Genomic DNA, 25,814 nt, shown 5'->3' with positions numbered 1-25,814 from the left:
AAGCCATGAAGCCCTTTCGTATCGGCACGCGCGGATCGCCGCTCGCACTCGTCCAGGCCAATATGGTGCGCGATGCGCTGATCGCCACGCACGGCTGGGCGCCGGAGGCGGTGGAGATCGTCACCGTGCGCACCACCGGCGATCGCGTGCAGGATCGCGCGCTGGCCGATATCGGCGGCAAGGCCTTGTGGACCAAGGAGCTGGACGGCGCGCTGATGGACGGCGGGATCGATTGCGCGGTGCATTCGATGAAGGATGTCGAGACCTTTCGCCCCACGGGAATCGTGATCGCCGCGATGCTGCCGCGCGCCGATGTGCGCGATCGCATCCTGGGCGCCGAAAGCGTGGCGGCGCTGCCCCGGGGCGCGCGCGTGGGCACCAGTTCGCCGCGCCGCGCCGCGCAGCTCCGGCGGCTGCGGCCGGACCTGAACATCGTGCTGTTCCGCGGCAATGTGGACACGCGCATCGCCAAGCTGGCGGCTGGCGAGGCCGAAGCGACGCTGCTCGCCGCGGCGGGGCTGGCGCGGCTGGGGCGCGACGTGGGGCATCCGGTGCCCGTCGAGACGATGCTGCCAGCCCCCGCCCAGGGCGCGGTGGGGATCGAGGCGCATGCCGGCGACGATCGCGCGCTGGGGCTGATCGCCGCGATCGGCGATCCGGCCACCCATGCCTGTGTCAGCGCCGAGCGCGGGCTTCTCGCGGCACTGAAGGCCGGATGCCATTCCCCGGTGGGCGCGCTGGCGACGATCGAGGGCGCGGTGCTGACGCTGCGGGCCGAGCTGTTGAGCGAGGACGGCACGGGCCATGTCCATACGCAGGAAGCCGGCGCACCGGGCGATCCGGAGCTGCCCCGCGCCATCGCCCGCGACCTGCTGGACCGCGCCCCGCCGGAGGTGCGGCGGCTGTTCGCGGCATGAAGGCGCGGGCGTGAGCCGGCCGATCGCGGTGCTGCGGCCCGAGCCCGGCAACCGCGCGACCGCCGATGCGATCGCGGCGCGGGGGCGGCACGCGATCCGGCTGCCGCTGTTCGAGGTTGTGCCCGTGGCATGGCAGGCGCCCGATCCCGCGGGCTTCGACGCGCTGATCCTGACCAGCGCCAACGCACTGCGCCGCGGCGGCGCCGGGCTGGCGAAGCTGGCCGCGCTACCGGTCTATGCCGTGGGCGAGGCGACAGCGGCGGCAGCGCGGAGCGCAGGCTTTTCAGTGGCGATGACGGGCAGCGCCGGGGCCGCTGAACTGATCGCCGGGGCCGGCGCCGCGGGCGTGCGGCACGCGCTACACCTGGCGGGGCGCGAACGCAGCGTGGAGCCGGGCGGGATCGTGGCGTCGGCGATCACCGTCTACGCCAGCGACCCGCGGCGAATAGCGCCCGAGGAGGCCGCCGCGCTGGCGGGAAGCGTCGCCATCGTCCAGTCGCCTCGCGCCGCCGCGCTGCTTGGGGAAATCGCCGTGCGCGAGGGGCTGGCGCGCGAATCGATCGCGCTGGTCGCGGTCAGCGATCGGGCCGCCGCCGCCGCCGGGACCGGCTGGGAACGCATTCTCGTGCCGCCCGTGATGACGGCGGAGGCATTGGTGGAGGCGGCCGTCTCGCTCGCCGATTGACCCCCGCCGCGGGGGCGCCATAAGGGCCTGCATGACCGCCGATGACGAGCCTCTCGAACCGGCGCGGCGCGCCGCACGCCCGGGCAGCGGCGTCACCGTTGGCGTGCTCGCCTTCGTCGCCGGGGCTGCCGCCATGGGCGGGGCCGCCTGGATGCTGGGGCTGCGCCCGGCGCCGCCGCCGCCCCCGGCGCCGGCAGTGGCCGCACCCGCGACTCAGCCGCACGCCGCGCCTTCGCCCGTGCTGCCGGCCGCGACCGACGTCGCCACGCTTTCGGCGCGCGAGACCGAGCTTGCCGGCAGGCTCGACCGGATCGAAACGCGCCTGCGCGAGGCCGACGAGGGCGCGCGCACTGCCGAGAGCAAGGCGACCCAGGCCGAACGGCTGTTGCTGGCCGCGTCGGTGCGGCGCGCGATCGAGCGCGGCCTGCCGCTCGGCCCGCTGGAAATCCAGCTCCGCCGCCGCTTCGGCGAGACGGAGGGGGATGCGGTGGCGACGCTGGCGCAGGCGGCCGCCCAGCCCGTGACGCTGGAAGATCTGCGGCTGGCGCTGGAAACGATCGCGCCGCGGCTTTCGAGCGCGCCGGGCGAGGGCTGGCTGGCGGGAATGCGGCGGCTGATCGGCGATCTGGTGGTGCTGCGCCAGTCCGATTCGCCCAGCCCCCGCCCCGCCGACCGGCTGCGCCGCGCCCGCCGCGCGCTGGACGAGGGCCAGGTGGAGGCGGCGCTGGCAGAGATCGCGCACATGCCGGGCGCCGGTGCCGCCGCGAGCTGGCTTGACGCCGCGCGCCGCTATGTCGCCGCCCGCGAAGCCTTGCGCCGCATCGAGGCGGCGGCCATGGCAACTCCCGAAACGCCACGATGACGACATGAGAGGGCAGAATGGCTGAGATGGGCCGGTTCGACTGGCAGGACCCGTTCGCGCTCGACGCGCAGCTTACCGACGAAGAGCGGATGGTGCGCGACGCCGCGCGCGATTACGCGCAGGGCGAGCTGCTGCCGCGCGTCACCAGCGCCTTTCTGGAGGAACGGTTCGACCGCGAGATCATGTCGGAGATGGGCGCGCTTGGCCTGCTGGGCGCGACGATCCCGGAAACCTATGGCGGCGCCGGGCTGGGCTATGTGTCCTATGGCCTGGTCGCGCGCGAGGTGGAGCGTGTCGATTCGGGCTATCGTTCTGCGATGAGCGTGCAGAGCTCGCTCGTGATGCATCCGATCCACGCCTATGGCACCGAGGAGCAGAAGCGGAAGTATCTGCCCAGGCTCGCCACCGGCGAATGGGTCGGCTGTTTCGGGCTGACCGAGCCGGATGCCGGATCGGACCCCGGCAGCATGCGCACCCGCGCCGAGAAGATCGACGGCGGATACCGGCTGACCGGATCGAAGATGTGGATCACCAATTCGCCGATCGCCGACGTGATGGTCGTCTGGGCGAAGAGCGCGGCGCATGGCGGCGGGATCAAGGGATTCGTGCTCGAACGCGGGATGAAGGGGCTTTCGACCCCCAAGATCGAAGGCAAGCTGAGCCTGCGCGCGTCGATCACCGGCGAGATCGTGATGGACGGCGTGGAGGTGCCCGACGATGCGCTGCTGCCCGAGGTTCAGGGGCTGAAGGGGCCGTTCGGCTGCCTCAACCGGGCGCGCTACGGCATCGCCTGGGGCGCGATGGGCGCGGCCGAGGCCTGTTTCCACGCGGCGCGCCAATATACGCTGGATCGCGCCCAGTTCGGCAGGCCGCTGGCCGCCAACCAGCTCGTCCAGCTCAAGCTGGCGAACATGCAGACCGAGATCGCGCTGGGCCTGCAGGCGGCGCTGCAGGCGGGGCGGATGTTCGACGCGGGCACGCTGGCGCCCGACACGATCAGCATCATCAAGCGCAACAACTGCGGCAAGGCGCTGGATATCGCCCGCGTCGCGCGCGACATGCATGGCGGCAACGGCATTTCCGCCGAATTCCATGTGATGCGCCACGCGATCAACCTGGAAACCGTGAACACCTATGAGGGCACGCATGACGTGCATGGGCTGATCCTGGGACGCGCGATCACGGGCATCGCCGCCTTCTGATGCGGCCGCTGGAGGGCATCCGCGTCCTGGAGCTGGCGCGAATCCTGGCCGGCCCCTGGTGCGGCCAGTTGCTCGCCGATCTGGGCGCCGAAGTGATCAAGGTGGAGCGCCCGGGCGAGGGCGACGACACCCGGCACTGGGGGCCGCCGTTCCTGATCGGGCCGGACGGCGCGAACCTGGACGCGGCCTATTACCATTCGTGCAACCGCGGCAAGCGCAGCATCGCCGTGGACCTGACCACCACGGAGGGCCAGGCGCGAATCCGCGAGCTGGCCGCGCAATCGGATGTGGTAATCGAGAACTACAAGGTCGGCGGGCTGGTGAAATACGGGCTCGATCCCGCCAGCCTGCGCGCGCTGAACCCGCGGCTGGTGATCTGCTCGATCACCGGCTTCGGCCAGACCGGCCCCTACGCCCATCGCGCGGGATATGACTTCATCGTCCAGGGGATGGGCGGCTTCATGTCGCTGACCGGCGAGCCGGACGGGCCGCCGCAGAAGGCGGGCATCGCCTATGCCGACATCTTCACCGGCGTCTATTCGGCGGTGGCGATCCTGGCGGCGCTGCGCCAGCGCGACGCGACCGGCAGCGGCGCGCATATCGACATGGCGCTGCTCGACACCCAGGTCGCCGTGCTCGCCAACCAGGCGCTGAACTGGATGGCTTCGGGCAAGGTGCCGCACCGGATGGGCAACGGCCACGCCAATCTGGCGCCCTATCAGGTATTTTCGGCGCGCGACGGCGAGCTGATCATCGCGGTGGGCAATGACGGGCAGTTCCGCAGGCTCTGCGCGGTGCTGGGCCTGCCGCTGGCCGGGGACCCGCGCTTCGCGACCAATCCGGGACGGGTGACCAACCGGCCCGAGCTCGCCGCGCTGCTGCAGGAGGCGATCGGCGGCTGGGCCAAGGCCGATCTCTACGAGGCGCTGGAGGCCCAGGGCGTGCCCGCCGGGCCGATCAACCGGCTGGACGAGGTGTTCGCCGATCCCCAGGTGGTCGCGCGCGGGATGCGCGTGGCGCTGGAGGGGCTGCCGGGCGTCGCCAGCCCGATCGTGATCGACGGCGAGCGGATGGTGGCCCGCAAGCCAAGCCCGCCGCGGCCCGCGAACGACGTCTAAAGCGGCTTCCGTTTCGCCAGGCCAGCGCCGCGGCCGATTTCAGCGCCGGACCAGTTCGGCCGCGCGCAGCGTGGCAGCGCGCGTATCGGCGGCCAGCCGCTTCACCTCGGTCGCGACGACGGCGAAGCCGCGCCCGGCCTCGCCCGCGCGGGCGGCCTCGATCTGGGCGTTCAGCGCCAGCATGTTGATGCGGCTGGCGATATCCTCGATCGATCCCATGATCTCGCCCAGCATCTCGCGCGCCTCCGCCTCGCGGGTGCGCGCATGGGTGATATCCGACGCGATCTTGACGATCTTGGTCACCTCGCCGGAAGGGCCGAACATCGGGGAATAGGTGGCCTGCAGCCAGATCCCCTGCCCGTCGCACGCGATGCGGCGGCACTCCCCGGAATGGAATTCGCCGTCGCGCAGCTCCTGCCAGAAGGCGGCATATTCGGCGCTGTTCGCGAACTCGGGATCGCACAGGATGCGATGATGCTGGCCGACCAGCGCATCGGAATCATATCCGGTGACCGTCAGGAAGTTGCCGTTGGCGTGAAGGATCACCCCGCGCGTGTCGAACTCCGCCACCAGCAGCGATCGATCGATGGCAGCAAGCTTTCCGCCGTGATCGCCGGCGCTATAAAATTCCGGATTGTACGATGCCATGAGGACCCGAGGTTATATTGTTACACAACTGATGCCGTTGTCCGCCATTTTGGATGGATTTCAAGCCGCGAAACTACGTGTTTTGACGAAGTGGCATCAAAGTTGCGCAATCAACGCCTGCGCCGCGGCGGGCGCACGGACCTTTCCGCCATGGATGAAGAACATGAAGGTCTCGCGCGGGATCGCCGGCGGGGGCGCGGTTTCGACATAGGGCAGACCATCCGGAACGCCGCCCGACGCCCATAGCCTGGCCGCCTCGGCCCATTTCGCCAGATCCGGATCGGGGTAGCAGCGCGGATTATCGTCGCTTCCGCTTTCCAGCCGGGCATAGACGAAGCTGGCGGTCACATCCGCGATCGCGGGATATTCGGGCGAATCGGCGAACACGATCGCCGCACCCGCATCGCGGCACATCGCGACGAATTCGGGCGTGCGGAAGCTCTCGTGGCGCACCTGGATCGCATGGCGCAGCGCCACACCCTCATGCGATGCGGGCAACAGCTTCAGGAATGCGCCGAAATCGGCCGCATCGAATTTCTTGGTGGCCATGAACTGCCACAGGATCGGGCCCAGCCGGTCGCCGAGCGCGACGATGCCCTGCCCCACGAACTTCGCCACCGATTCGTCCGCGTCCGCCAGCACCTTGCGGTTGGTGCAGAATCGCGATGCCTTCACCGCGAAGACGAATCCGTCGGGCACCGTGGCGGCCCAGCCCTCGAAGGTCTGCGGCTCGAAGCTGCTGTAATAGGTGCCGTTGATCTCGATCGCGGTCAGCGCGCGGCTGGCGAATTCCAGCTCCTTCTTCTGGGAAAGCCCGGCGGGGTAGAAGGTCCCCCGCCACGGCTCGAACGTCCAGCCGCCGATGCCGGCGCGGATGGGGGCGGAAGACGATGGACTGGACATGCCGGGCACCTGATCGAGAAGGATGATTAGGAACATAACCGGAACCATTACCCATGGGAAGCACGGCGCTGGACAGCGCGGGCGGCAGATCCTAGCCTGCGATAACTCGGACAATTGCCGATGCGATACCGGAGGAGAGGGAGAGACGATGCCGGTGACCCGCCGTGACCTGGCCGTGGCGCTTGCCGCCGCCGTGACGCTTTCGGCCGCCGCCGGGGCGACCCGCGCCCTGGGGGTGCTCGGCCCCGCCGTGTGGGACTGGCAGGCGATGGAGGCCAAGGCCACCGATGTCGGCGCGCTGCGCAACCTGGTCCGCCAGCCCACCGCGACGCTTGCCGAGCTGGAGATGCACGTCACCACGCTGAACCCCGGCCTTTCGAGCCATCCGCCGCACACCCATCCGAACGAGGAGCTGGTGATCGTCAAGGAAGGCACGGTGGAGGTGCTGAGCGGTGGCTCCTGGAAGCGGATCGGCCCCGGATCGGTAGTGTTCAACGCCAGCAACGCGCCGCATGCGCTGCGCAATGTGGGCGATGGGCCGGCGACCTATCATGTGATCAACTGGAAGACCGCGGCCACGCCCGCGTGCTGAGGGGAGGAAGGGCATGGATCCGATCGATCGCCGCGCGATGCTGGGCGGAGCCGGCATGGCGGGGCTGGCCGCAGCGCTCTCCGCGAGCGCGCAGGCGCAAACCGCGGCGCAGGGCAACGCCGTCTCCGCCGAACAGGCGCCCGCCGCACCCGAGCCGGAGGCGAAGCACCGTATCCGCTTCGGCGTGATCGGGCTGGATCACGCGCACATCTGTTCGATGACCGATGCGATGATCCGCGGCGGCGGCACGCCCGTCAGCTTCTTCGCCACCGATCCGGCGCAGATCGCGACCTTCGCCAGGCGCTATGGCAACGGCGTGGCGCTCGCGAAGAGCGCCGAGGCGATCCTGGCGGACAGGAGCATCCAGCTCATCGTCGCCGCGCCCGTGCCGGATCAGCGCGCGCCGCTGGGCATCCGCGCGATGGAGGCGGGCAAGGACTATCTGGGCGACAAGCCCGCGATCACCACGCTCGATCAGCTCGCCCGGGTTCGCGAGACGATCCGGCGCACGGGCCGCAAGTTCGCGATCATGTATTCCGAACGGCTGGAGGTGCGCGCGGCGGTTCAGGCCGGGCATCTGGTCGCGCAGGGCGCGATCGGCAAGGTGGTCCAGACGGTCAACCTGGCGCCGCACCGGGTCAACGCGCCGAGCCGGCCCGGCTGGTTCTGGGACAAGGCGCGCTATGGCGGCATCCTGACCGATATCGGCAGCCACCAGGCCGACCAGTTCCTGTTCTACACCGGATCGAAGCGGGCGCAGGTGATCGCGGCGCAGACCGGCAACCTCCATTGGCCGGACAAGCCGGACTTCGAGGATTTCGGCGACATGATCGCCACCGGCGACGGCGGCACCGGATATATCCGCGTCGACTGGTTCACGCCCGACGGGCTGCCGACCTGGGGCGACGGCCGCCTCTTCATCCTGGGGACCGATGGCTACATCGAGCTGCGCAAATATGTCGACGTTGCCGGGCGGCCGGGGGGCAACCACCTGCTGATCGCCGACAAGGCAGGCGTGCGATACATGGATTGTTCGAAGGTGCCGCTGCCCTTCGGCCCCCAGTTCGTGACCGATGTGGTGGAGCGCAGCAGCATCGCGCAGGACCAGGAACAGGCGCTGCTCGCCGCCGAGCTGGTGCTGACCGCCCAGGCGCGCGCGACCCGGCCGGTGACGCCATGACCCGGGCAGGAGACGCGAAGATGACCAGCCGGCGCACCGTGCTGAAGGCCGCGGCGGCCTTTCCCGCGATCGTTCCCGCCAGCGTGTTCGGCCGCAACGCGCCGTCGAACCGGATCGCCGTGGGCGCGATCGGCGTGGGGCGGATCGCGCGGATCCACGACATCAAGGAAGTCCAGAAGCATGACGACACCCATGTCGTGGCGGTGTGCGACGTCGATTCCAGGCGGCTGGGCGCAGGCATGCAGCTTGTCGACGACCGCTATGCGGCCAAGCTGGGCAAGCCCTATTCGGGCACGCGCGGATACGCCGACTATCGCGAACTGATCGCCGATCCCGCGATCGACGCGGTGCTGATCTCCACCCCCGATCACCAGCACGCGCCGATCGCGATCCGGGCCGTGCGCGCGGGCAAGCACGTCTATCTCCAGAAGCCCGCATCGCTGACCATCGCGGAGGGCCGGGCCATGACCGATGCGGTGAAGGCGTCGGGCAGGCTGCTGCAGATCGGATCGCAGCAGCGCGGCGAGGACCCGTGGCCGCAGTTCCGCCGCGCGTGCGAGCTGGTGCGTAACGGCCGGATCGGGCGGCTGCGCCATGTCGAGGTCGGCCTGCCCGGCGATCCTTCGGGGCCGGAAGCGCCGACGATGCCGATTCCGCCCAACCTGGATTACGACGCCTGGCTGGGCACCACCCCCGAGGTCTATTACACCGAGACGCGCGTGCATCCGCAGGACAGCTTCGAAAATCGCCCCGGCTGGCTGCGTTGCGAGCAGTTCGGCGCCGGGATGATCACCGGCTGGGGCGCGCATCATATCGACATCGCCCATTGGGGCATGGACATGGAGCATTCCGGCCCGGTCGAGATCTGGGGCAAGGCGGCGTTTCCCGCGTCTGGCCTGTGGGATGTCCACGGTCCGTTCGAGACACATGCACGCTATGCCAACGGGGTGACGATGACCGTGTCGGGCGCGCTGCCCAACGGCGTGAAGTTCATCGGCGACGGCGGCTGGATCTTCGTCACGCGATCCGGCCCGGTGACCCCCAGCGATCCCGGCGGGCAACAGGTCGATCCGCTGACGGCGGGCGATTCGCGAATCCTGGAAAGCGTGATCGGCCCCGGCGGGGTGCATCTGCCCAAGTCCGCCGAGCAGCATCGCAACTGGCTGGACGCGATTCACGGCACCGCGCCGCTGAGCGCGCCCGCGGAGACCGGCCACCGCGCCTGCACCACCTGCCTGCTCCACTGGATCGCGATGAAGACCGGGCGGAAAATCCGCTGGGACCCTGAGAAGGAGCAGATCATCGGCGACCCCCAAGCCGCGAAGATGCTGAGCCGCCCGCAGCGCGCGAAATGGGCGGTATAGGATCGCGGCCGCGCCGGGCGGCGAAAGCTCGCCATGACGGCACGCTGGAGCGGGCGAAGGGATTCGAACCCTCGACCCCAACCTTGGCAAGGTTGTGCTCTACCCCTGAGCTACGCCCGCTCTGGCGTGGTCCCGCGGAAGCCGCGGGCCGGGTCAAGGCGGCGGCCTCTAGCATCGGTCCCGGGGCGGGGCAAGCCCCCCGATCGCACTTCCGAAAGGACTTGGCCTCGGCCCTGCGAACGCCCACATAGTCCCCACCTGAACGCTATCAATTGGAGCCTGTACGTGGCCACGGGACTGACCACCGCCGAACGCGAAGCCGTCGATGCCTTTCGCCGCGACGTCGTCGAGCCTTCGATGACGAAGCTGGTGATCATCGATTTCTGGGCGGAATGGTGCGGCCCGTGCAAGCAGCTCACCCCGGTGCTGGAGAAGGTTGCCGCCGAATATGCCGCGCGCGGCGTGGCGCTGGCCAAGATCGATGTCGACAAGAATCAGTTCGTCGCCGCCCAGTTTCAGGTGCGCTCGATCCCCACCGTCTATGCGATGTTCCAGGGCCAGCTCGTCGCCGACCTGAGCCAGGCGCGCACCGAGACGCAGCTTCGCACCATGCTGGACCAGATCCTGCGCCAGATCCCCGTGAGCAGCGAGGCGCAGGAGGCGGAGGCCGAGCTGGAGCCGCTGATCGCGATGGGCGAGGAAGTGCTGGCCGCGGGCGATACCGAGCGCGCGCTGGGCATTTTCGAGGAGCTTTCGGCGCTGGCGCCCGAGCATCCGCTGATCGCCGCGGGCCATGCGCGCGCGCTGCTGGCGCTCGGCCGGACCGATGAGGCGGAGGCAGCGCTCGCCGCGCTGCCGCCCGAGGCGGCGAAACATGCCGAGGTGGAACGCGCCCGTGCCGCCATCTCGATCGCGCAGGAGGCCAAGCCGGTCGACGACCTCTCCGGCCTGGCCGCGCACGCCGCCGCGAACCCGGAGGACATGGAGTCGCGCTACGAGCTGGCCGGCGCCCAGATGGCGGCGGGCGATCACGCCGCCGCCGCCGACACGCTGCTGGCGATGATCGCCGCCGACCGCGAGTGGAACGAGGGCGCCGCCCGCCAGCGGCTGCTCAAGCTGTTCGAGGCGGTGGGGCTGGAGGACCCGTGGGTTTCGGCCCAGCGGCGCCGGCTCTCCGCGATCCTGTTCGGATGAGCACGCGGATATCGGTGTTTCCGCTGGCGGGGGCGCTGCTTTTCCCGCGCATGTTCCTGCCGCTGCATATCTTCGAGCCGCGATACCGCGCGATGGTCAGCGATTCGCTGGCGCGCGACCGGCGGATCGGGATGATCCAGCCGCGCACCAGCCAGGAGCCGCCCGAGCTGTTCGGAACCGGCTGCGTCGGCCGAATCGCGGAAGTGGACGCGCTGCCCGACGGCCGCTTCGATATCGTGCTGGAAGGGTTGGCGCGGTTCCACATCCTGCGCGAACTGGATGTCGCCACCCCGTTCCGCCAGGTGGAGGCCGAGCTGGAGGAGGCGGGCGAAGGCGGCGTACTATCGCTGGGCGAGCGCGCCAGCCTGGAGATCGAATCGCGCCGATTCGCCGATGCGCAGGGCTATGCAGTCGATTGGGAGGCGGTGGCGCGGCTGGACGACGAAGCGCTCGTCAACGGCATCGCCCAGATCGCGCCGTTCGACGTCGCATCAAAGCAGGCGCTGCTGGAAGCCGATTCGCTGGGCGATCGCGCCGCGCTGATCGTGCAGCTCATGCAGTTCTACGGCCGCCACGGCGACGACGGGATCATGACGCTGCAGTAACCGCCGGTAGAAACCGTTCGCCCTGAGCCCGTCGAAGGGCGAGTGCCAGGCGGCGGGACGGCAGGCGCCGGTCCCGCTACGAGAGCCAACCCCGGCGCTAGACCGTCATCCCCTGCAACAGCTTCGGCACGTCGCCGCTCTCTCCGCGCGCCTCGGACATGAAGAAGCGCTTGAGCGGCGGCAGCTTGTCGACCGCCGAGAGGCCGAAACGGCGGACCGCGGCGGGCGCCCTGCCGGGAATGCCGAACAGCCGCGTCAGCCCGTCGGTGGCGGCGGCCACCATGAAGGTGTCCAGTCCCCGCCAGCGCTGATAGCGCGCCAGGAGCTGGCCATCGCCCAGGTCCATCCCCAGCCGCTTGCCCTCCACCAGCACCTCGACCAGCGTCGCCACGTCGCGGAAGCCCACGTTCACGCCCTGCCCCGCGATCGGATGGATGCCGTGCGCCGCGTCGCCCACCAGCGCCAGCCGTTCGGCGGTGATCCAGGCGGCGTGATGGAAGCCCAGCGGATAGGAGGAGCGGCGGCTGAGCGGCCCCAGCCGGCCCAGGAACCCGCCCATCTTCTTCTCCGCCTCGGCCAGCCAGGCGCGGTCGGAAAGCGCGAGCATCGCCGGCGCATGGCCTTCCCTAACCGTCCATACCACCGCGGAGCGATGGCCGTGCGCATCGTCGGGAAGGGGCAGGATCGCGAAGGGGCCTTCGGGATAGAAGATCTCGAACGCGATATTCCCGTGGCTGCGTTCGTGCCCGATGGTGGAGATCAGCGCGGCGTGATCATAGGTCCAGCGCGCGACGCGCAGCCCGGCCGCCTCGCGCGTCGGCGAGTTGCGCCCCTCCGCCGCCACCAGCAACGCGGCGCGCACCGTGCTCCCGTCGCTCAGCCGGGCGGTGACGCCATGCGGCCCGCGATCGACCGAGAGCGCCCGCGTCTGCATCCGCACCTCCGCCAGCGGCGCGGCCAGCGCGGCCTCCAGCAGCGCGGTGCGCAGCACCCGGTTCTCGAACATATGGCCCAGCGCGCCATCGCCCTCGTCCGGCGCGAAATCCAGCTTGCCGGGCTCCAGCCCGTCGGAAACGCGGATGCCCTGGATCGGGCAGCCCCTGCCCACCAGCCGTGCGGCCACCCCGATGCATTCGAACATGCGCATCGGCGCGCTGGCGATCGCGGAAGCGCGGCCGTCATGCTCCGCCGCCAGGATCGCCGCGGGATCGGCGGGGTCCACCACGATCGACGTGATGCCGTGCGCATCGAGCGCCGCCGCGAGCGCGCTGCCCACCAGCCCGCCGCCAAGGATGAGGACGTCCGCGCTATCGATCGATCTGGCCATGGCTGGAGCCCTAGCACGAACCGGCGCAGGTGACAGCAGGGACGGCCCCGCCCGTTCCAACGCGCCCGTCGCGCGAATCTTGACGGCGGAGTCCGGGTACGCGATGATTCCCGCGCACCCCTGACATTATTGGAGGCTGGGCCATGGCGACCCGGGCAGAGGCAGCGCTTTGGCGCGAGACGATGAAACAGGGCGTGCGGCGCGGCGCCGCGGTGATCGGCGGCGCGGCGGTGGCGGCGGCGATGCTGATGCTGCTCGCCACGCTGGTGAGCTATAACCCGCAGGATCCTTCGGCCAACACCGCGTCCGGCGGACCGGCGGAGAACATGCTGGGCACGCCCGGCGCCTGGATCGCCGATATGGCGCTGGCGGTGCTGGGCTGGCCGGTCGTGCTGCTGCTGCCCGTGGGGTTCAGCGTGGCCAACCGGCTGTGGCGCGACCGGCCGGTGGGCGATTGGGCGCGAATGCTGCGCGGGGCGGCGGCCGGCGCGCTGCTGGTGGCGGTGGCGCTGGCGCTGATCCCGGTCGATCGCTTCTTCGGCTTCGGCGAGCGTTTTCCCGCGGGCATGGGGGGCATGGCTGGGCTGGCGGTCGCGGGCGGGATTCGCTGGGCGCTGGCCTTCATCGGCCATCCGGCCGCGGCGCTGTGGATCGGCTATGCGATAGGGCTGTTGTTCGCGGCCGCCGGGCTGTGGTTGTGGTGGCGGACGCTGGATTTCAGCGTGCCCGAGCGCGTGTTCCGCATGCCGCAGCTCCCCTTCCGCAGCGCCGAGCCGGCCGAGGAGCCGGCTCCGCAGCGCGGCGCTGCCGCCGATCAGCCCAAACCCCAGCCGCGCAAGGTGGCGATGCCGGAGACGCGCCCCGGCCCGGTGATCGCCGAGCGCAGCGTCGCGCCCGCGCCTCCCCGTGCCAAGCCCCCGGCGCAGACCAGCCTGGATTTCAAGGACAGTTTCAAGCTGCCGCCGATCGACCTGCTGGCCGCGCCGCCGCCCAACAAGAATGCGGCGGTGGACAAGGCCGCGCTGGAACGCAACGCCCGGCTGCTGGAAACCGTGCTCGACGATTTCCACGTGAAGGGCCAGATCGTGGAGGTGCGCCCCGGCCCGGTGGTGACGATGTACGAACTGGAGCCCGCCAGCGGCATCAAGGCGAGCCGCGTCATCCAGCTTGCCGACGATATCGCGCGCAACATGAGCGCGATCAGCGCTCGCGTGGCCACCATCCCCGGGCGCAGCGTGATCGGCATCGAGCTGCCCAACGCCAAGCGCGAGGCCGTGAACCTGCACGAGCTGATCTCCAGCCATGCGTTCGAGGACCAGAACGCGACGCTGCCGCTAGTGCTGGGAAAGAACATCTCGGGCGAGCCTGTGGTCGCCGATCTGGCGCCGATGCCCCACCTGCTCGTGGCCGGCACCACCGGATCGGGCAAGTCGGTGGGGCTCAACTGCATGATTCTGTCGCTGCTTTACCGGCTGACGCCGGAGCAGTGCAAAATGATCATGATCGACCCGAAGATGCTGGAACTCAGCATGTACAAGGGCATCCCCCACCTGCTCGCCGATGTCGTGACCGAGCCGCAGAAGGCCGTGCGCGCGTTGAAATGGGCGGTCGAGCAGATGGAGGACCGCTATCGCATGATGGCGCACGCCAATGTCCGCAGCCTGGCCAGCTTCAACGACAAGGTGCGCCAGGCCAAGGCCAAGGGCCAGAAGATCGGGCGCAAGGTGCAGACCGGCTGGGACCCCGACAGCGGCAAGCCGATCTATGAGGAGGAGACGCTCGACCTGGTGCCGCTGCCCCAGATCGTGGTGATCGTAGACGAGCTGGCCGACCTGATGATGACCGCGGGCAAGGAGGTGGAGTTCCTGATCCAGCGGCTGGCGCAGAAGGCGCGCGCGGCGGGCATCCACCTGATCATGGCGACGCAGCGCCCCTCGGTCGACGTCATCACCGGCGTGATCAAGGCGAACCTGCCGACTCGCATCAGCTTCCACGTCACCAGCAAGATCGATTCGCGCACCATCCTGGGCGAACAGGGCGCCGAGCAGCTCCTGGGCAAGGGCGACATGCTCTATATGTCGGGCGGCAAGCAGCTCATCCGCGTCCACGGCCCCTTCGTCAGCGACGATGAGGTGCAGGCGGTGGCCGATTACTGGCGAGAGCAGGGCGCGCCCGACTATATCGCCGCGGTGACCGAGGAGCCGGAGGACGGCGGCTTCGCGCTCGACGGTAGCCCGGAGGGCGACGACAGCCCGGAGGAGCAGCTCTATCGCCGCGCCGTCCAGCTAGTCGCGGAGAGCCAGAAGGCCTCCACCTCCTGGCTCCAGCGCCAGCTCCGCGTCGGCTACAACTCAGCCGCGCGGCTGATCGAGCGGATGGAACGCGACGGGCTGGTATCGAAGCCAGACCATGTCGGCCGCCGCGAAGTGCTGATGGATACCGACGGGCGGCCGTTGTAACAGGGCCTGCCGGGATCGATCGCGCGCCCGGCGGGTTCACCGGCCATTCAAGCCGCGCTTCCTAGCTGGAAGCGGATAAAATCCGGAGATTCCTGTGTTTCGCCTGACCGCCGCCCTTCCTCTCGCCCTTGCCGCCCCGGCCCTGGTTTCCGCCGCGCCGGCCGGAGAGCTCGCGCTGGTGCAGACGCATCTGCAATCGGTGAGCAGCATGACCGCCTCCTTCAGCCAGACCGACCGGCTGGACCGCACCGTGACCGGCACGATGACGCTGAAGCGTCCGGGCAAGATCCGCTTCCAATATCAGAAGGGCGTGCCCCAGCTTATCGTCGCGGACGGCAGCTCGCTCTACTTCGTCGATTATCAGGTGAAGCAGGTGCAGCGCTGGCCGATCGGAAATTCGCCGCTGGCCGTGCTGCTGAACCCGAAGCGCGACATCACCAAATTCGCCAAATCGCTGCCCACCCGCGATCCGCGCGTGCTTTCGATCGAGGTGCATGATCCGGCGCATCCCGAATATGGCCGCATCACGATGATCTTCCATCGCAACGCCGCGGCGCCGGGCGGGCTGATGCTCCAGGGCTGGGTGGCGCTCGATTCGCAGAACAACCGCACGCAGATCCGGCTTTCGAACCAGAAGTTCAACGTCGCCGTGGCCGATGGCGCGTTCCGCTGGGCCGATCCGCGGCGCGGCGGCCGGCCCTGAAGCGCGGGCCTGCACATTTCTGCACCCGCCTGAACGCCGTTCATGTTGGCGACAGCTTTATCCGACTAGAACAGTAGGTGCGGACACGAGGCGTACCTGGGATTTTCCCCCTGTTGCCCAGGATCTCGTTTCCCGCCTGCGTGACGAACGCTAGGTCGGCCCTCGCTCCATTGCCCCCGGAGCGAGGGCCTTTCCTTTTTCGGGCGCAAAGCCGGGGTCCGCAGGCTGGCACGGCGGCGCAAAAGCGCTACATCGCACGGCGATGAAGATCGCTTCCTGGAACATCAACTCCGTCCGTTTCCGCATCGGCATCGTCGAGCAGTTCCTGCGCGAGCAGGCGCCCGACATCCTGTGTCTTCAGGAAACCAAGGTGATCGACCCCGATTTCCCCCACGCCCCGTTCGAGGCGCTGGGATACCGGCACAACTTCATCAACGGCCAGCGCATGCACCATGGCGTGGCCATCCTTTCCAAGGTGCCGCTGGTGGAGGACGACCGGCTTGACTGGCAGGCAAACGGAGAGGCCCGCCACCTGGGCGTGCGGCTGCCCAATGGCGTGCGGCTGGAGAATGTCTATGTACCCGCGGGCGGCGACATCCCGGACCGGGAGCTGAACCCCAAGTTCGGCCAGAAGCTGGATTTCATCGAACGGATGACGCGCTGGTCCGAGTCGCTGCGCGGACCGGCGATCCTGACCGGCGACTTCAACATCGCCCCGCTGGAATGCGACGTGTGGAACCACAAGGCGCTGCTCGACGTAGTCAGCCACACCCCCGTCGAGGTGGCGGCGCTGGGCGGATTGCAGGCGGCGCACGGCTGGGTGGACCTGGGCCGCAGCTTCATCGCCGCGCCGGAGCGCTACTATACCTGGTGGAGCTATCGCGCGAAGGACTGGGAGGCATCGGATCGCGGGCGGCGGCTGGACCATATGTGGGCGAGCCCCGAGGTGGCGAGGGCCGCCACCGCGCATCGCGTCCATGAGCCGTGCCGGAGCTGGATCAAGCCTTCGGACCATGTTCCCATCGTCACCGAGTTCGATTTTTGACCGATCCGCACGCCACGGCCCGGGCGATCGATGCGCTGCGGCGGGGCTGGCCGGTGACGGTCGGCACGCTGGCGCTGTTGCCCGTCGAGACCGCCGATCCCGCGCGGCTGATGGCGTTCGATCCCGATTCGAGCGCGCCGTTGTTGATCTCGGCGGGCCGCGCGGCGACGCTGAAACTGACCAATCAGAAGGACGCGGCGGACGGCCCGGTGCTGGTCGCGCGCACGCCATGGCTCGATTTCGACACCGCCACCGCGCTCGCCGATCCGCAACTCGATCTCGCCACGCCGATGAAGGGGCCGTTCCACGCGCTGCCGATCGCGGACGCGGGGGCCGCGGCAGCCGCGCTCCAGCTTGCCCGGATCGCCGGTCTGTTGCCCGCCTTCTTCGCATTGCCCGGCGCCGCCCCGGGACTGACGGCAGAAGACATCGCCGCGCATGAGGACGCCGCACGGCTGCGGCTGGCGTCGCGCGCGCGGCTGCCGGTGGCCGCCGCCGAGGATGCCGAGATCGCCGCATTCCGTTCGGACGACGGCGGGCAGGAGCATGTCGCGCTGCTGATCGGGCAGCCCAACGGCAATCCCCCGCTCGTCCGGCTGCACAGCGAGTGCCTGACCGGCGACGTGCTGGGCAGCCTGAAGTGCGATTGCGGGCCGCAGCTCGACGCCGCCATCGCCGCAATCCGCGCGGGCGGATGGGGCATCCTGCTCTATCTGCGGCAGGAGGGGCGCGGCATCGGGCTGATCAACAAGCTGCGCGCCTATGCGCTGCAGGATCAGGGCTTCGACACGGTGGACGCCAACACGCGGCTGGGCTTCGCGGTCGATGCGCGCAACTTCGCCGTCGCCGCGCAGATGCTGAAGCTGCTCGGCCAGCCGCGCGTGCGGCTGCTGACCAACAATCCCGACAAGGTGGCCGGACTGGAGGCCGCAGGTGTGGCGGTGGCGGAGCGCGTGCCGCACAAGCTACCGCCCAATCCGCACAACGAACGCTATCTCGCCACCAAGCGCGACCGGACGGGGCACCAGCTCTGATGCGCTATTTCGTGGATGCCGAATACAACGGCTTCTGCGGCCCGATGATATCGCTGGCGCTGGTTCCGGAGGCCCCCGGGCTGGCGCCCTTCTACGAGTCCACCGGCTGTGCCGATCCGACGCCCTGGGTATCCGAACATGTGCTGCCGGTGCTCCACACCACGCCGGTCGAGCGATTCGAGCTGGGACGGCGGCTGGCCGAATATCTGGCGTCCGATCCCGATCCTCTGCTGATCGCCGACTGGCCCGAAGACATCGCCCACGCCGCGATGGCGCTGGTCGCGGGGCCGGGGCGGCGCCATGACGTCAGTCACGTGCGCTTCGAGCTGTGCGACGCCTTCGGCTTCGACGCGGCGGCACTGAGCACGGTTCCCCACAACGCACTGCACGACGCGGTCGCGCTGCGCGACTTCATGCTGCACCGGGAGGCGCGCGAGCCGCGCTGAGTCACGCCAGCAGCCGGGCGACCTCCGCGAAGTCATGCGCGATCTCGGTCACGCCCAGCGCCCGCAGCCGATCGGCATGGCCCAGCCCGCAGTGCATGCCCGCGCACAGCCCGATGACATGCGCGCCCGAGGCCACCGCACCGGTGACGCCTACCGGAGAATCCTCCAGGATGACGCAGCGCGCGATATCCACCCCCAGCGTCTGCGCCGCGAGCAGATAGACGTCGGGCGCCGGCTTGCCGCGCGCCACATGCTCGCGGCCCGAGAAGATCCGGCCGCCAAAGGCATCGCGAATGCCCATGTGCGCCAGATGCGTCTCGATCCAGTGTACCGAGCTGGACGAGGTGATGGCACGCGGCAAAGCAGGCGGAAGCGCCCGGACGAACGCGATCGCCCCGGCAACCTCGGCCAGCCCCTCCTCGATCGCGCGCCGGTCCTCGATCGCGCGGGCTTCGTGGAAATCGTCCGGGATCGCGCGGCCGATCCACGCCTCGATCGCGCCTAGGAAGTCGGCGCCCGCCAACCCCATGAAGTTGTTCATCGACTCCTCGGGCGTGGTGGGGTGCCCGATGCCGGTGAGATATTCGGCGATCTGTGCGTTGCCGGCATATTCGCTCTCCAGCAGCACCCCGTCGAAATCGAACAGGATCGCATCGAAGCGGACCGCGATCGGCGCGCTCATCCGCGCTCGCCGAACAGTGCGGTGCCGACGCGGACATGCGTGGCGCCCAGCGTTACCGCGGTTTCATAGTCGCCGGACATCCCCATGCTGAGCTCGTCGAGCCCGTGGTCGCGCGCCAGCTTGGCGAGCAGCGCGAACCAGGGCGCGGGCTCCAGCCCCGCAGGGGGCACGCACATCAGCCCGGCCACCGGCAGCGCGGCGGCCCGCGCCTCCGCCAGCAACGCGGGCAGGTCCGCAGGGGTGCATCCGCCCTTCTGCGGTTCATCGTCCAGCTTCACCTGCACGAAGCAGGCGGGGCGACGGCCCGCCTTGTCCATCGCCCGGCCAAGCACCGCGACCAGCGACGGCCGATCGACCGAGTGGATCGCGTCGAACAGGCGCACCGCGTCCTCGGCCTTGTTCGACTGGAGCTGGCCGACCAGATGCAGCTCGATTCCGGGGGTCTCGTCACGCAGCGCGGGCCATTTGGCGGCGGCCTCTTGCACGCGATTCTCGCCGAACACGCGCTGGCCGGCGGCGATCAGCGGGCGGATCGCCGGCGCATCATGCGTCTTGGAGATCGCAACGAGCGTGACGGAATCGGGCTTGCGGCCGGCAAGCCGTGCGGCGCGCGCAATCCGGTCGCGGACCGTGGCGATCCTCGTGCTGGCATCGTCTGAAAGCATGGGCGCCGCTATAAGGGCGGCGATGCAGCGCCGCCACCCCCCCTTGCCCCGCCTGTGGCTGATGACCGACGAGCGGATGGGCGAACGGCTGTGGGACGTGCTGGAGCGGCTGCCGCGCGGCGCGGGCGTGATATTCCGCCACTATGCGCTGCCGCCAGCCGAACGGCGGGCGCTGTTCGCACGGGTTCTGCGTACGGCGCGGCGGCGGCGGCTGGTGCTGCTGCGCGCGGGAGGCATGCCGATGCGCGGCGAAATGGGCACCCACGGCCGGCGCGAGCGCAGCCGCGGGCTGCGCAGCTTCCCGGCGCATGACCGGCGCGAGGCGATCGCCGCGGTCCGCGCGGGCGCTGACCTGCTGCTGGTGTCCCCCGTCTACCCCACCCGTTCGCATCCGGGGGCACGCACGCTGGGGCGCGTGGGGCTGGGGCAGGTCATCCGCGAGACCGGAACGCCGGTAATCGCGCTGGGCGGGATGAATGCGGCGAACGCACGGGGGCTGCGCGCGCTGAACATCCATGGCTGGGCAGCGATCGATGCCTGGACCGGCGGCTGATTCGGCGAAACCCGCCCGAATCGGGCCGGACGAGCGAATCAGCGGCTGCGAAGATGGCGACGCGCCAGCGCGTCAGAAGCGGATCGCGGTGCCCACATAGACCGCCTGGCTATCCTGGCGATCGTCGGAGAAGCGCGGCAGGCGATCCCGATCGGTCTTGTAGCGCATGCCGGCGGTGAGATCGAGGTTGCGGGTCAGCGAGAGCGAGCCGCCGACGTCGATCGAGCTGCTCGCATTGTCGCCGATCAGCGCGGTGGCCGGCCCCTGAGCGCGCTCCCCGGTGCCACGCAGACGGTTGCTGGAGCCGCTGCGCTTGCCCGAATAGGTGAGCGGACGATCGCTCGCCGCGGGCAGGCCGGCAATATCGGTCTTGGCCAGATCACCGGATACGGCAAAGCGCTTCCAGCCGACCGACGTGCCGAGATTATAGGTGATCGGCACGACGCTGATCGACGGAGTCGAGGAGATCGAACCGCGCTCCGCCCCGCGCACGCCGCGGCTGGAGATCGCGCGAACCGCCACCGTCACCGCGCGGGTGCTGCCCGGGCGCGATTCGGAAGGGGTGAAACGATAGCTGCCGCGCTGCGGCTCGCTGCGCGCAAGCACGGCGGCGAGCTTGGCATCGGCGGCTGCCGGGGTGAAGAAACCCACCGCCGCGGCCGGATCGCCGGAAATGCGCGAGTTGACGCGGGACAGCGCGCTATCCTGCGCGCGGAGCGAAGGGGCGACGAGCATCGCCGCAGCGCCGACCGCCGCGAGCGAGATTCCCGCCATCCAACGCTTGTTCCGCATTGCCATCCCTCTCACATGGCCCCGAACACTGCGATTCGGAACCCCGGTTTATCACCTGGGGCCATTTTCTTGCCCCAGTGTTGCACCGGACCCACATAACGGCTCGCGCGCGACTCGCCTTGCTCCCGCCACATCAGCTTCTATAGATGCGCCACGCGCTTAGCCAATCCTTGCTGATCATGTTAGGAACGTCTTGATGAACCGCCTGTTGCGCACCGCGATCCTGGGGTCGCTTCTTCTTCCCCTCGCCGCGTGCTTCGGCGGGCGCGAGCGGCCGAACGCCGATATCGCCGCCGCGCAGGTGACGACGATCGGCGTCAATTCCTATCTGTGGCGTGCCAGCCTGGATACGCTGAGCATGATGCCGCTGCTGCAATCCGATTCGAACGGCGGCGTGATCATCACCGATTGGTACGCGAACCCCAATTCGCCGAACGAACGGGTGAAGTTCACTGTTTCGATCCTGGACCGCGACCTTCGCGCCGATGCGCTGCGCGTCTCCGGCCTGCGCCAGGTGAACCAGAACGGCCAGTGGGTCGAGCTGCCGATGCAGGCGGCGACGGTTCAGAAGATCGAGGACATCATCCTGACGCGCGCCCGAGACCTGCGCCGCGCCGCGATCGCCGAGGATTGATGCGGGTTTGATTCTGGGAAGCGCCAGCCCGCTCCCGCATCCGGCCGCCCGGCGGCATCGCCCGACCGGCGGCGGGGTGCGGAAGCGCGTTGGCGCTGACTCTTCCGAAGGAACAGAAACTTGTCGCGTTTCAACGCGCTGAAGGCCGATGCCCATTGGCAGAAGGTGTGGGACGATCGCCGCACCTTCGCCGCCGACGATTCGTCGCCCAAGCCAAAATCCTATGTGCTGGAGATGTTCCCCTATCCTTCGGGGCGCATCCACATGGGCCATGTCCGCAACTACACCATGGGCGACGTGCTGGCACGCTTCCGCCGGATGCGCGGGTTCGAGGTACTGCACCCGATGGGCTGGGACGCCTTCGGCATGCCGGCCGAGAATGCCGCGATGGAAAAGAAGGTCCATCCACGCGGATGGACGCTGGAAAATATCGCGACGATGAAGGCGCAGCTCAAGCGCCTAGGCTTCGCGCTGGACTGGACGCGCGAGCTGGCGACGTGCGAACCCGATTACTACGGCCAGGAACAGGCGCTGTTCCTGGACCTGTACGAATCGGGCCTGGTCTATCGCAAGGAATCGGCGGTCAACTGGGACCCGGTCGACATGACCGTGCTCGCCAACGAGCAGGTGATCGACGGGCGCGGCTGGCGATCCGGCGCGCTGGTGGAGCGGCGCAAGCTGAGCCAGTGGTTCCTGAAGATCACCCAATTCGCCGACGACCTGCTGGAAGGGCTGAACGGCCTGGAGCATTGGCCCGACAAGGTGAAGCTGATGCAGGAGAACTGGATCGGCAAGTCCGAAGGGCTGCAGTTCCGGTTCAAGCTGAACGGCGAAACCGCCGGCGCGGACGAGGTGGAGGTCTTCACCACGCGGCCGGACACGATCTTCGGATCGAGCTTCGTCGCGATCGCGGCGGACCACCCGATCGCCCAGGCGCTGGCGGCGGCCGATCCCGAGGTCGCGGCCTTCGTCGAACTGTGCAAGGCCGGCGGCACCAGCGCCGCCGAAATCGAGACGCAGGAGAAGCTGGGCCTCGACACCGGCATCCGCGCCAGCCATCCCTTTGATTCCAATTGGCAATTGCCGGTGTACATCGCCAATTTCGTGCTGATGGACTATGGCACCGGCGCCGTGTTCGGCGTGCCCGCGCACGATCAGCGCGATTTCGAGTTCGCCAGCAAATACGGCCTGCCGATCCGCCGCGTCGTCTCCGAAGGCGACAAGACCGCACCCGAATTCCACGATGCGGAGGCCTACACCGGCCCCGGCACGCTGGTGAACAGCCATTTCCTCGACGGGATGGACGTGCCCGACGCCAAGCGCGCGGTGATCACCCGCGCCGAAGCCGGCGGATGGGGCACGGGCACCACCGTATGGCGCCTGCGCGACTGGGGCGTCAGCCGCCAGCGCTATTGGGGCACACCGATCCCGATGATCCACTGCGAGGGCTGCGGCGTCGTTCCCGCACCGCGCGAATCGCTGCCGATCGAACTGCCGCAGGACGTAAGCTTCGACGTGCCCGGCAATCCGCTGGACCGGCATGCGACGTGGAAGCATGTCGATTGCCCCAAGTGCGGAAAGCCCGCGCGGCGCGAAACCGACACGCTCGACACCTTCGTCGATTCGAGCTGGTACTTCATCCGCTTCGCCAGCCAGCCCAAGGACAAGCCGTTCGACAAGGCGATCGCCGAACAATGGCTGCCCGTCGGCCAGTATATCGGCGGCGTGGAGCATGCGATCCTGCACCTGCTCTACGCGCGCTTCTGGACGCGCGCGCTCAACCACATGGGCATGATCGACGTGACCGAGCCCTTCGCGGGGCTGTTCACCCAGGGCATGGTGACGCACGCCAGCTATTACCAGATCGAGGAAAGCGCCGAGGGCGTGGAGCGCAAGCTCTACTTCGAGCCCTCGCAGATCGCGCGCCGCGGCGACGGCACGGCATTCCTGACCGGCACCGACGAGGATGTGATCGTCGGCCGCGTCGAGAAGATGTCGAAATCGAAGAAGAACACCGTCGATCCGACCGAGATCGTCGACCAATATGGCGCGGACGCGGTGCGATGGTTCATGCTTTCCGATTCGCCGCCCGAGCGCGACCTGGAATGGAGCGAGAGCGGGATCGAGGGCGCCTGGCGCTTCGTCCAGCGGCTGTGGCGCCTGTTCGACGGGCTGGCCGAGTGCGCGGACGCGGAGGGCGCCGACAAGGATCTCGACAAGAAGCTCCATCGCGCCATCGCCGGCGTGGCGCAGGATATCGAGGCGCTGTCGTTCAATAAGGCGGTGGCCAAGCTGTATGAGCTGGTCAACGCGATCGAACGCGCCCAGCCCTCCGCCTCGCGGACCGCGGCGGTCCGCACGCTGGCGCGAATCGCCGCGCCGATGGTCCCGCACCTGGCCGAGGAGGCCTGGGCGGCGATGGGCGGCGAAGGCCTGATCGCCGACGCGCCCTGGCCCGAGGTGGACCCCGCGCTGCTGGTCGACGACGAGGTGACGATCGCAGTCCAGGTGAACGGCAAGCTGCGTCATACGTTGGTGATGCCCAAGGGTTCGGCTAAGGATGTGCTGGAGGCGGCCGCGCTGGCCGCGGACAATGTCGTCCGGACCTTGGATGGAAAGGCGCCCAAGAAGGTGATCGTCGTGCCCGACCGGCTGGTGAACATCGTCGCATGAAACCCGGCGCGATCCGAACCGCCGCGGCGATCGCAATGGCCGTCGCGCTGCCCGGCTGCGGGCTGAGCCCTTTGTACGGCGGCGGGGCCGATGGCCCGGTGCAGTCGACCTTCGCCGCGATCGAGGTCGCCCCGATCGACGGCCAGTCGGGCTGGCTGGTCGGCAACGCGCTGCGCGACCGGCTGACCGGCGCGAGCGGCGGTGCGCGCTATCGCCTTGAGGTGAAGCTGGACGACCAGATCGCCGGCCTGGGCGTGCGCCGCGACGATTCGGTCGCGCGCGAACGCCGCACGCTGCGCGCGCGATACCAGTTGATCGATCTGACCACCGGCGCGGTGGTGCTGGACGCCACGGCGGGATCGGATGCCGGCATCGACGTGGTCGGATCCGAATATGCGACCATCGCCGCCGAGCGGACCGCGCTCGAGCGGCTTTCGGGCAATGTCGCGGACCAGATCGTCGCGCGGGTCGCCCGGTTCGCCCAGACCAGCAAGTGAAGGCCAGCGCGGCGCAGATCCGCTCAGCGCTGGACGCGCCCAACCCGGCGACCCGGCTCTACCTGCTCCACGGCCCCGATGAGGCGGGTGCGGAAGAACTGGCGGCACGGCTCGCCCGTGCCCTGGGGCCGGAGCTGGAGAAGATCGACATCGAGCCCAAGGCACTGCGCGAATCGCCCGGACGGCTTGCAGACGAAGCCGCTTCGATGTCCCTGTTCGGCGGCGCCCGGCTGATTCGCGTGCGCGGCGTGGACGAATCGGCGGCGGAGGCGGTGTCGCTGCTGCTCAATGCCGAACGCGGCGGCAATCCCGTGGTGGCGATCGGCCCGGGGCTCAAGGCGAGCGGCAAGCTGGTCAAGCTGGCGATCGCTGCGCCCTCCGCGATGTCCTTCGCCTGCTATCTGCCGGAAGGAATCGAGGTTTCGCGGCTGGCGACGATGATCGCGCGCGAACATGGCCTGCGCCTGTCAGGCGACGTGCCGCAGCGGCTGGCGACAGGATGCGGCGGCGATCGCGCGATCCTGACCCGCGAGATCGAGAAGCTTGCGCTCTATCTCGACGCCGCGCCAGAACGTCCGCGCGATGCCGACGGGCGCGCGCTCGATGCGATCGGCGCGGACCTGAGCGACGCCGAGACCAGCGATGCGATCGAAGCGGTGCTCGACGGGCGGGTGGCCGATATCGGCGAGGCGCTCGCGCGGCTGGACGAGGCCGGAATTGGCGGAATTCCGCTGCTGCGTCAGCTCGCGCGCCGCCTGGTGACGCTCGCGGAGCTTCGCGCAGACGTCGACAAGGGTCTATCCATCGACGAAACTATTGAAAAACATAGAATATTCTTCCGAGAAAAGCCCGCGACCACGCGCGCGCTACGCCGCTGGAACGCCAGCAACCTCGCGCGTGCGATCGAACGGGTGCGCGAGGCCGAGCGCGGGCTGATGCGCTCCGCGAGCGCGGGCGAGGTGACGGCCGACGCCGAATGCGTCGCAATCGCACGCGCCGCGGCGCGCGCACGCGGCTGAAACCCCGGCAACCAT

At 69.3% G+C, this 25,814-nt stretch carries 26 protein-coding genes and 1 tRNA gene; 20 read left to right on the top strand and 7 right to left on the bottom strand.

The window, feature by feature from the left end; all coding sequences use genetic code 11:
* Nucleotides 1-5: 5 nt before the first annotated feature.
* Genes hemC through OM513_RS02610 form a run of 5 tightly spaced genes read left to right on the top strand, consistent with a single transcriptional unit; the run spans nt 6 to nt 4,784 of the window.
* Nucleotides 6-917 (top strand): hydroxymethylbilane synthase, encoded by a 912-nt coding sequence (gene hemC, locus OM513_RS02630; RefSeq protein WP_264942582.1) that lies wholly within the window; start codon nt 6-8, stop codon nt 915-917.
* Between the two features lie 10 nt (nt 918-927).
* The gene (locus OM513_RS02625; protein WP_264942581.1) at nt 928-1,602 is read left to right on the top strand and encodes a uroporphyrinogen-III synthase; all 675 of its coding nucleotides are present in this window, start codon (nt 928-930) and stop codon (nt 1,600-1,602) included.
* 31 nt (nt 1,603-1,633) lie between these two features.
* Nucleotides 1,634-2,464: a hypothetical protein gene (locus OM513_RS02620; protein ID WP_264942580.1), complete on the top strand. Its 831-nt coding sequence runs from the start codon at nt 1,634-1,636 to the stop codon at nt 2,462-2,464.
* A 17-nt stretch (nt 2,465-2,481) separates the two neighbouring features.
* The gene (locus OM513_RS02615; protein ID WP_264942579.1) at nt 2,482-3,666 is read left to right on the top strand and encodes an acyl-CoA dehydrogenase; all 1,185 of its coding nucleotides are present in this window, start codon (nt 2,482-2,484) and stop codon (nt 3,664-3,666) included.
* Nucleotides 3,666-4,784 carry a CaiB/BaiF CoA transferase family protein gene (locus OM513_RS02610; RefSeq protein ID WP_264942578.1) on the top strand — a complete coding sequence of 373 codons (1,119 nt, stop codon included), beginning with the start codon at nt 3,666-3,668 and terminating at the stop codon, nt 4,782-4,784. Before OM513_RS02615 ends, OM513_RS02610 begins: the two co-directional genes overlap by 1 nt.
* Nucleotides 4,785-4,823: 39 nt before the next feature.
* Here the strand turns inward: OM513_RS02610 and OM513_RS20765 are convergent, their stop codons facing one another.
* A complete protein-coding gene (locus OM513_RS20765; protein WP_319951592.1) occupies nt 4,824-5,432 on the bottom strand; it encodes a methyl-accepting chemotaxis protein in 609 nt (202 codons plus the stop codon).
* Between the two features lie 96 nt (nt 5,433-5,528).
* Nucleotides 5,529-6,335, bottom strand: coding sequence for a DUF72 domain-containing protein (locus tag OM513_RS02595; protein WP_264943020.1), 807 nt, complete (start codon nt 6,333-6,335; stop codon nt 5,529-5,531).
* Between the two features lie 154 nt (nt 6,336-6,489).
* Here OM513_RS02595 and OM513_RS02590 point away from each other — a divergent pair, with 154 nt between their 5' ends.
* Genes OM513_RS02590 through OM513_RS02580 form a run of 3 tightly spaced genes read left to right on the top strand, consistent with a single transcriptional unit; the run spans nt 6,490 to nt 9,471 of the window.
* The gene (locus OM513_RS02590; protein ID WP_264942577.1) at nt 6,490-6,927 is read left to right on the top strand and encodes a cupin domain-containing protein; all 438 of its coding nucleotides are present in this window, start codon (nt 6,490-6,492) and stop codon (nt 6,925-6,927) included.
* 13 nt (nt 6,928-6,940) lie between these two features.
* Complete coding sequence (locus tag OM513_RS02585; protein WP_264942576.1) at nt 6,941-8,107, top strand: Gfo/Idh/MocA family protein; 1,167 nt, start codon at nt 6,941-6,943, stop codon at nt 8,105-8,107.
* 20 nt (nt 8,108-8,127) lie between these two features.
* Nucleotides 8,128-9,471, top strand: a complete 1,344-nt coding sequence (locus OM513_RS02580) for a Gfo/Idh/MocA family protein (RefSeq protein ID WP_264942575.1) — start codon at nt 8,128-8,130, stop codon at nt 9,469-9,471.
* A gap of 45 nt (nt 9,472-9,516) precedes the next feature.
* Here OM513_RS02580 and OM513_RS02575 read toward each other — a convergent pair.
* A tRNA-Gly gene (locus OM513_RS02575) sits at nt 9,517-9,591 on the bottom strand.
* Between the two features lie 165 nt (nt 9,592-9,756).
* Between OM513_RS02575 and OM513_RS02570 the strand changes: the two genes are divergently transcribed.
* Nucleotides 9,757-10,665 carry a tetratricopeptide repeat protein gene (locus OM513_RS02570; protein ID WP_264942574.1) on the top strand — a complete coding sequence of 303 codons (909 nt, stop codon included), beginning with the start codon at nt 9,757-9,759 and terminating at the stop codon, nt 10,663-10,665.
* The gene (locus OM513_RS02565; protein ID WP_264942573.1) at nt 10,662-11,270 is read left to right on the top strand and encodes an LON peptidase substrate-binding domain-containing protein; all 609 of its coding nucleotides are present in this window, start codon (nt 10,662-10,664) and stop codon (nt 11,268-11,270) included. The genes OM513_RS02570 and OM513_RS02565 overlap by 4 nt, the downstream gene beginning before the upstream one ends.
* Nucleotides 11,271-11,367: 97 nt before the next feature.
* Here OM513_RS02565 and OM513_RS02560 read toward each other — a convergent pair whose 3' ends face one another.
* Nucleotides 11,368-12,585, bottom strand: coding sequence for an FAD-dependent monooxygenase (locus OM513_RS02560; protein WP_264943019.1), 1,218 nt, complete (start codon nt 12,583-12,585; stop codon nt 11,368-11,370).
* A gap of 155 nt (nt 12,586-12,740) precedes the next feature.
* Here OM513_RS02560 and OM513_RS02555 point away from each other — a divergent pair, with 155 nt between their 5' ends.
* The 5 genes from OM513_RS02555 (at nt 12,741) to OM513_RS02535 (ending at nt 18,284) form a co-directional block, all read left to right on the top strand.
* A complete protein-coding gene (locus tag OM513_RS02555) occupies nt 12,741-15,056 on the top strand; it encodes an FtsK/SpoIIIE family DNA translocase (RefSeq protein WP_264942572.1) in 2,316 nt (771 codons plus the stop codon).
* Nucleotides 15,057-15,159: 103 nt separating this feature from the next.
* Nucleotides 15,160-15,759, top strand: a complete 600-nt coding sequence (locus tag OM513_RS02550; protein WP_380916261.1) for a LolA family protein — start codon at nt 15,160-15,162, stop codon at nt 15,757-15,759.
* Between the two features lie 262 nt (nt 15,760-16,021).
* Nucleotides 16,022-16,804 (top strand): exodeoxyribonuclease III, encoded by a 783-nt coding sequence (locus OM513_RS02545; RefSeq protein ID WP_264942570.1) that lies wholly within the window; start codon nt 16,022-16,024, stop codon nt 16,802-16,804.
* Entirely contained in the window at nt 16,801-17,838 is a 1,038-nt protein-coding gene (gene ribA / locus OM513_RS02540; protein WP_264942569.1) for a GTP cyclohydrolase II, read from the top strand. Before OM513_RS02545 ends, ribA begins: the two co-directional genes overlap by 4 nt.
* A complete protein-coding gene (locus OM513_RS02535) occupies nt 17,838-18,284 on the top strand; it encodes a hypothetical protein (RefSeq protein WP_264942568.1) in 447 nt (148 codons plus the stop codon). Before ribA ends, OM513_RS02535 begins: the two co-directional genes overlap by 1 nt.
* A 1-nt stretch (nt 18,285) precedes the next feature.
* Here the strand turns inward: OM513_RS02535 and OM513_RS02530 are convergent, their stop codons facing one another.
* Together OM513_RS02530 and OM513_RS02525 are read right to left on the bottom strand one after the other, a co-directional pair.
* Nucleotides 18,286-18,966 carry an HAD family hydrolase gene (locus OM513_RS02530; protein ID WP_264942567.1) on the bottom strand — a complete coding sequence of 227 codons (681 nt, stop codon included), beginning with the start codon at nt 18,964-18,966 and terminating at the stop codon, nt 18,286-18,288.
* The gene (locus OM513_RS02525; RefSeq protein WP_264942566.1) at nt 18,963-19,631 is read right to left on the bottom strand and encodes a YggS family pyridoxal phosphate-dependent enzyme; all 669 of its coding nucleotides are present in this window, start codon (nt 19,629-19,631) and stop codon (nt 18,963-18,965) included. The genes OM513_RS02530 and OM513_RS02525 overlap by 4 nt, the downstream gene beginning before the upstream one ends.
* Before the next feature lie 22 nt (nt 19,632-19,653).
* Between OM513_RS02525 and OM513_RS02520 the strand changes: the two genes are divergently transcribed.
* Complete coding sequence (locus tag OM513_RS02520; RefSeq protein ID WP_264942565.1) at nt 19,654-20,184, top strand: thiamine phosphate synthase; 531 nt, start codon at nt 19,654-19,656, stop codon at nt 20,182-20,184.
* A 72-nt stretch (nt 20,185-20,256) separates the two neighbouring features.
* Here the strand turns inward: OM513_RS02520 and OM513_RS02515 are convergent, their stop codons facing one another.
* Nucleotides 20,257-20,976 (bottom strand): hypothetical protein, encoded by a 720-nt coding sequence (locus OM513_RS02515; RefSeq protein WP_264942564.1) that lies wholly within the window; start codon nt 20,974-20,976, stop codon nt 20,257-20,259.
* A 196-nt stretch (nt 20,977-21,172) separates the two neighbouring features.
* Between OM513_RS02515 and OM513_RS02510 the strand changes: the two genes are divergently transcribed.
* The 4 genes from OM513_RS02510 (at nt 21,173) to holA (ending at nt 25,799) form a co-directional block, all read left to right on the top strand.
* A complete protein-coding gene (locus tag OM513_RS02510) occupies nt 21,173-21,610 on the top strand; it encodes a DUF3576 domain-containing protein (protein WP_264942563.1) in 438 nt (145 codons plus the stop codon).
* Between the two features lie 120 nt (nt 21,611-21,730).
* Entirely contained in the window at nt 21,731-24,283 is a 2,553-nt protein-coding gene (gene leuS / locus OM513_RS02505; protein ID WP_264942562.1) for a leucine--tRNA ligase, read from the top strand.
* Nucleotides 24,284-24,318: 35 nt separating this feature from the next.
* Nucleotides 24,319-24,780 (top strand): LPS assembly lipoprotein LptE, encoded by a 462-nt coding sequence (gene lptE / locus OM513_RS02500; RefSeq protein ID WP_264942561.1) that lies wholly within the window; start codon nt 24,319-24,321, stop codon nt 24,778-24,780.
* A complete protein-coding gene (gene holA / locus OM513_RS02495) occupies nt 24,777-25,799 on the top strand; it encodes a DNA polymerase III subunit delta (protein ID WP_264942560.1) in 1,023 nt (340 codons plus the stop codon). Before lptE ends, holA begins: the two co-directional genes overlap by 4 nt.
* Nucleotides 25,800-25,814: the final 15 nt, after the last annotated feature.

Origin of the sequence: Sphingomonas canadensis (genome assembly GCF_026013525.1) — a bacterium.
Lineage (GTDB): Bacteria > Pseudomonadota > Alphaproteobacteria > Sphingomonadales > Sphingomonadaceae > Sphingomonas > Sphingomonas canadensis.
Note: the sequence above shows the minus strand (reverse complement) of the source record. Positions and strands in the feature narration are given on the sequence as shown.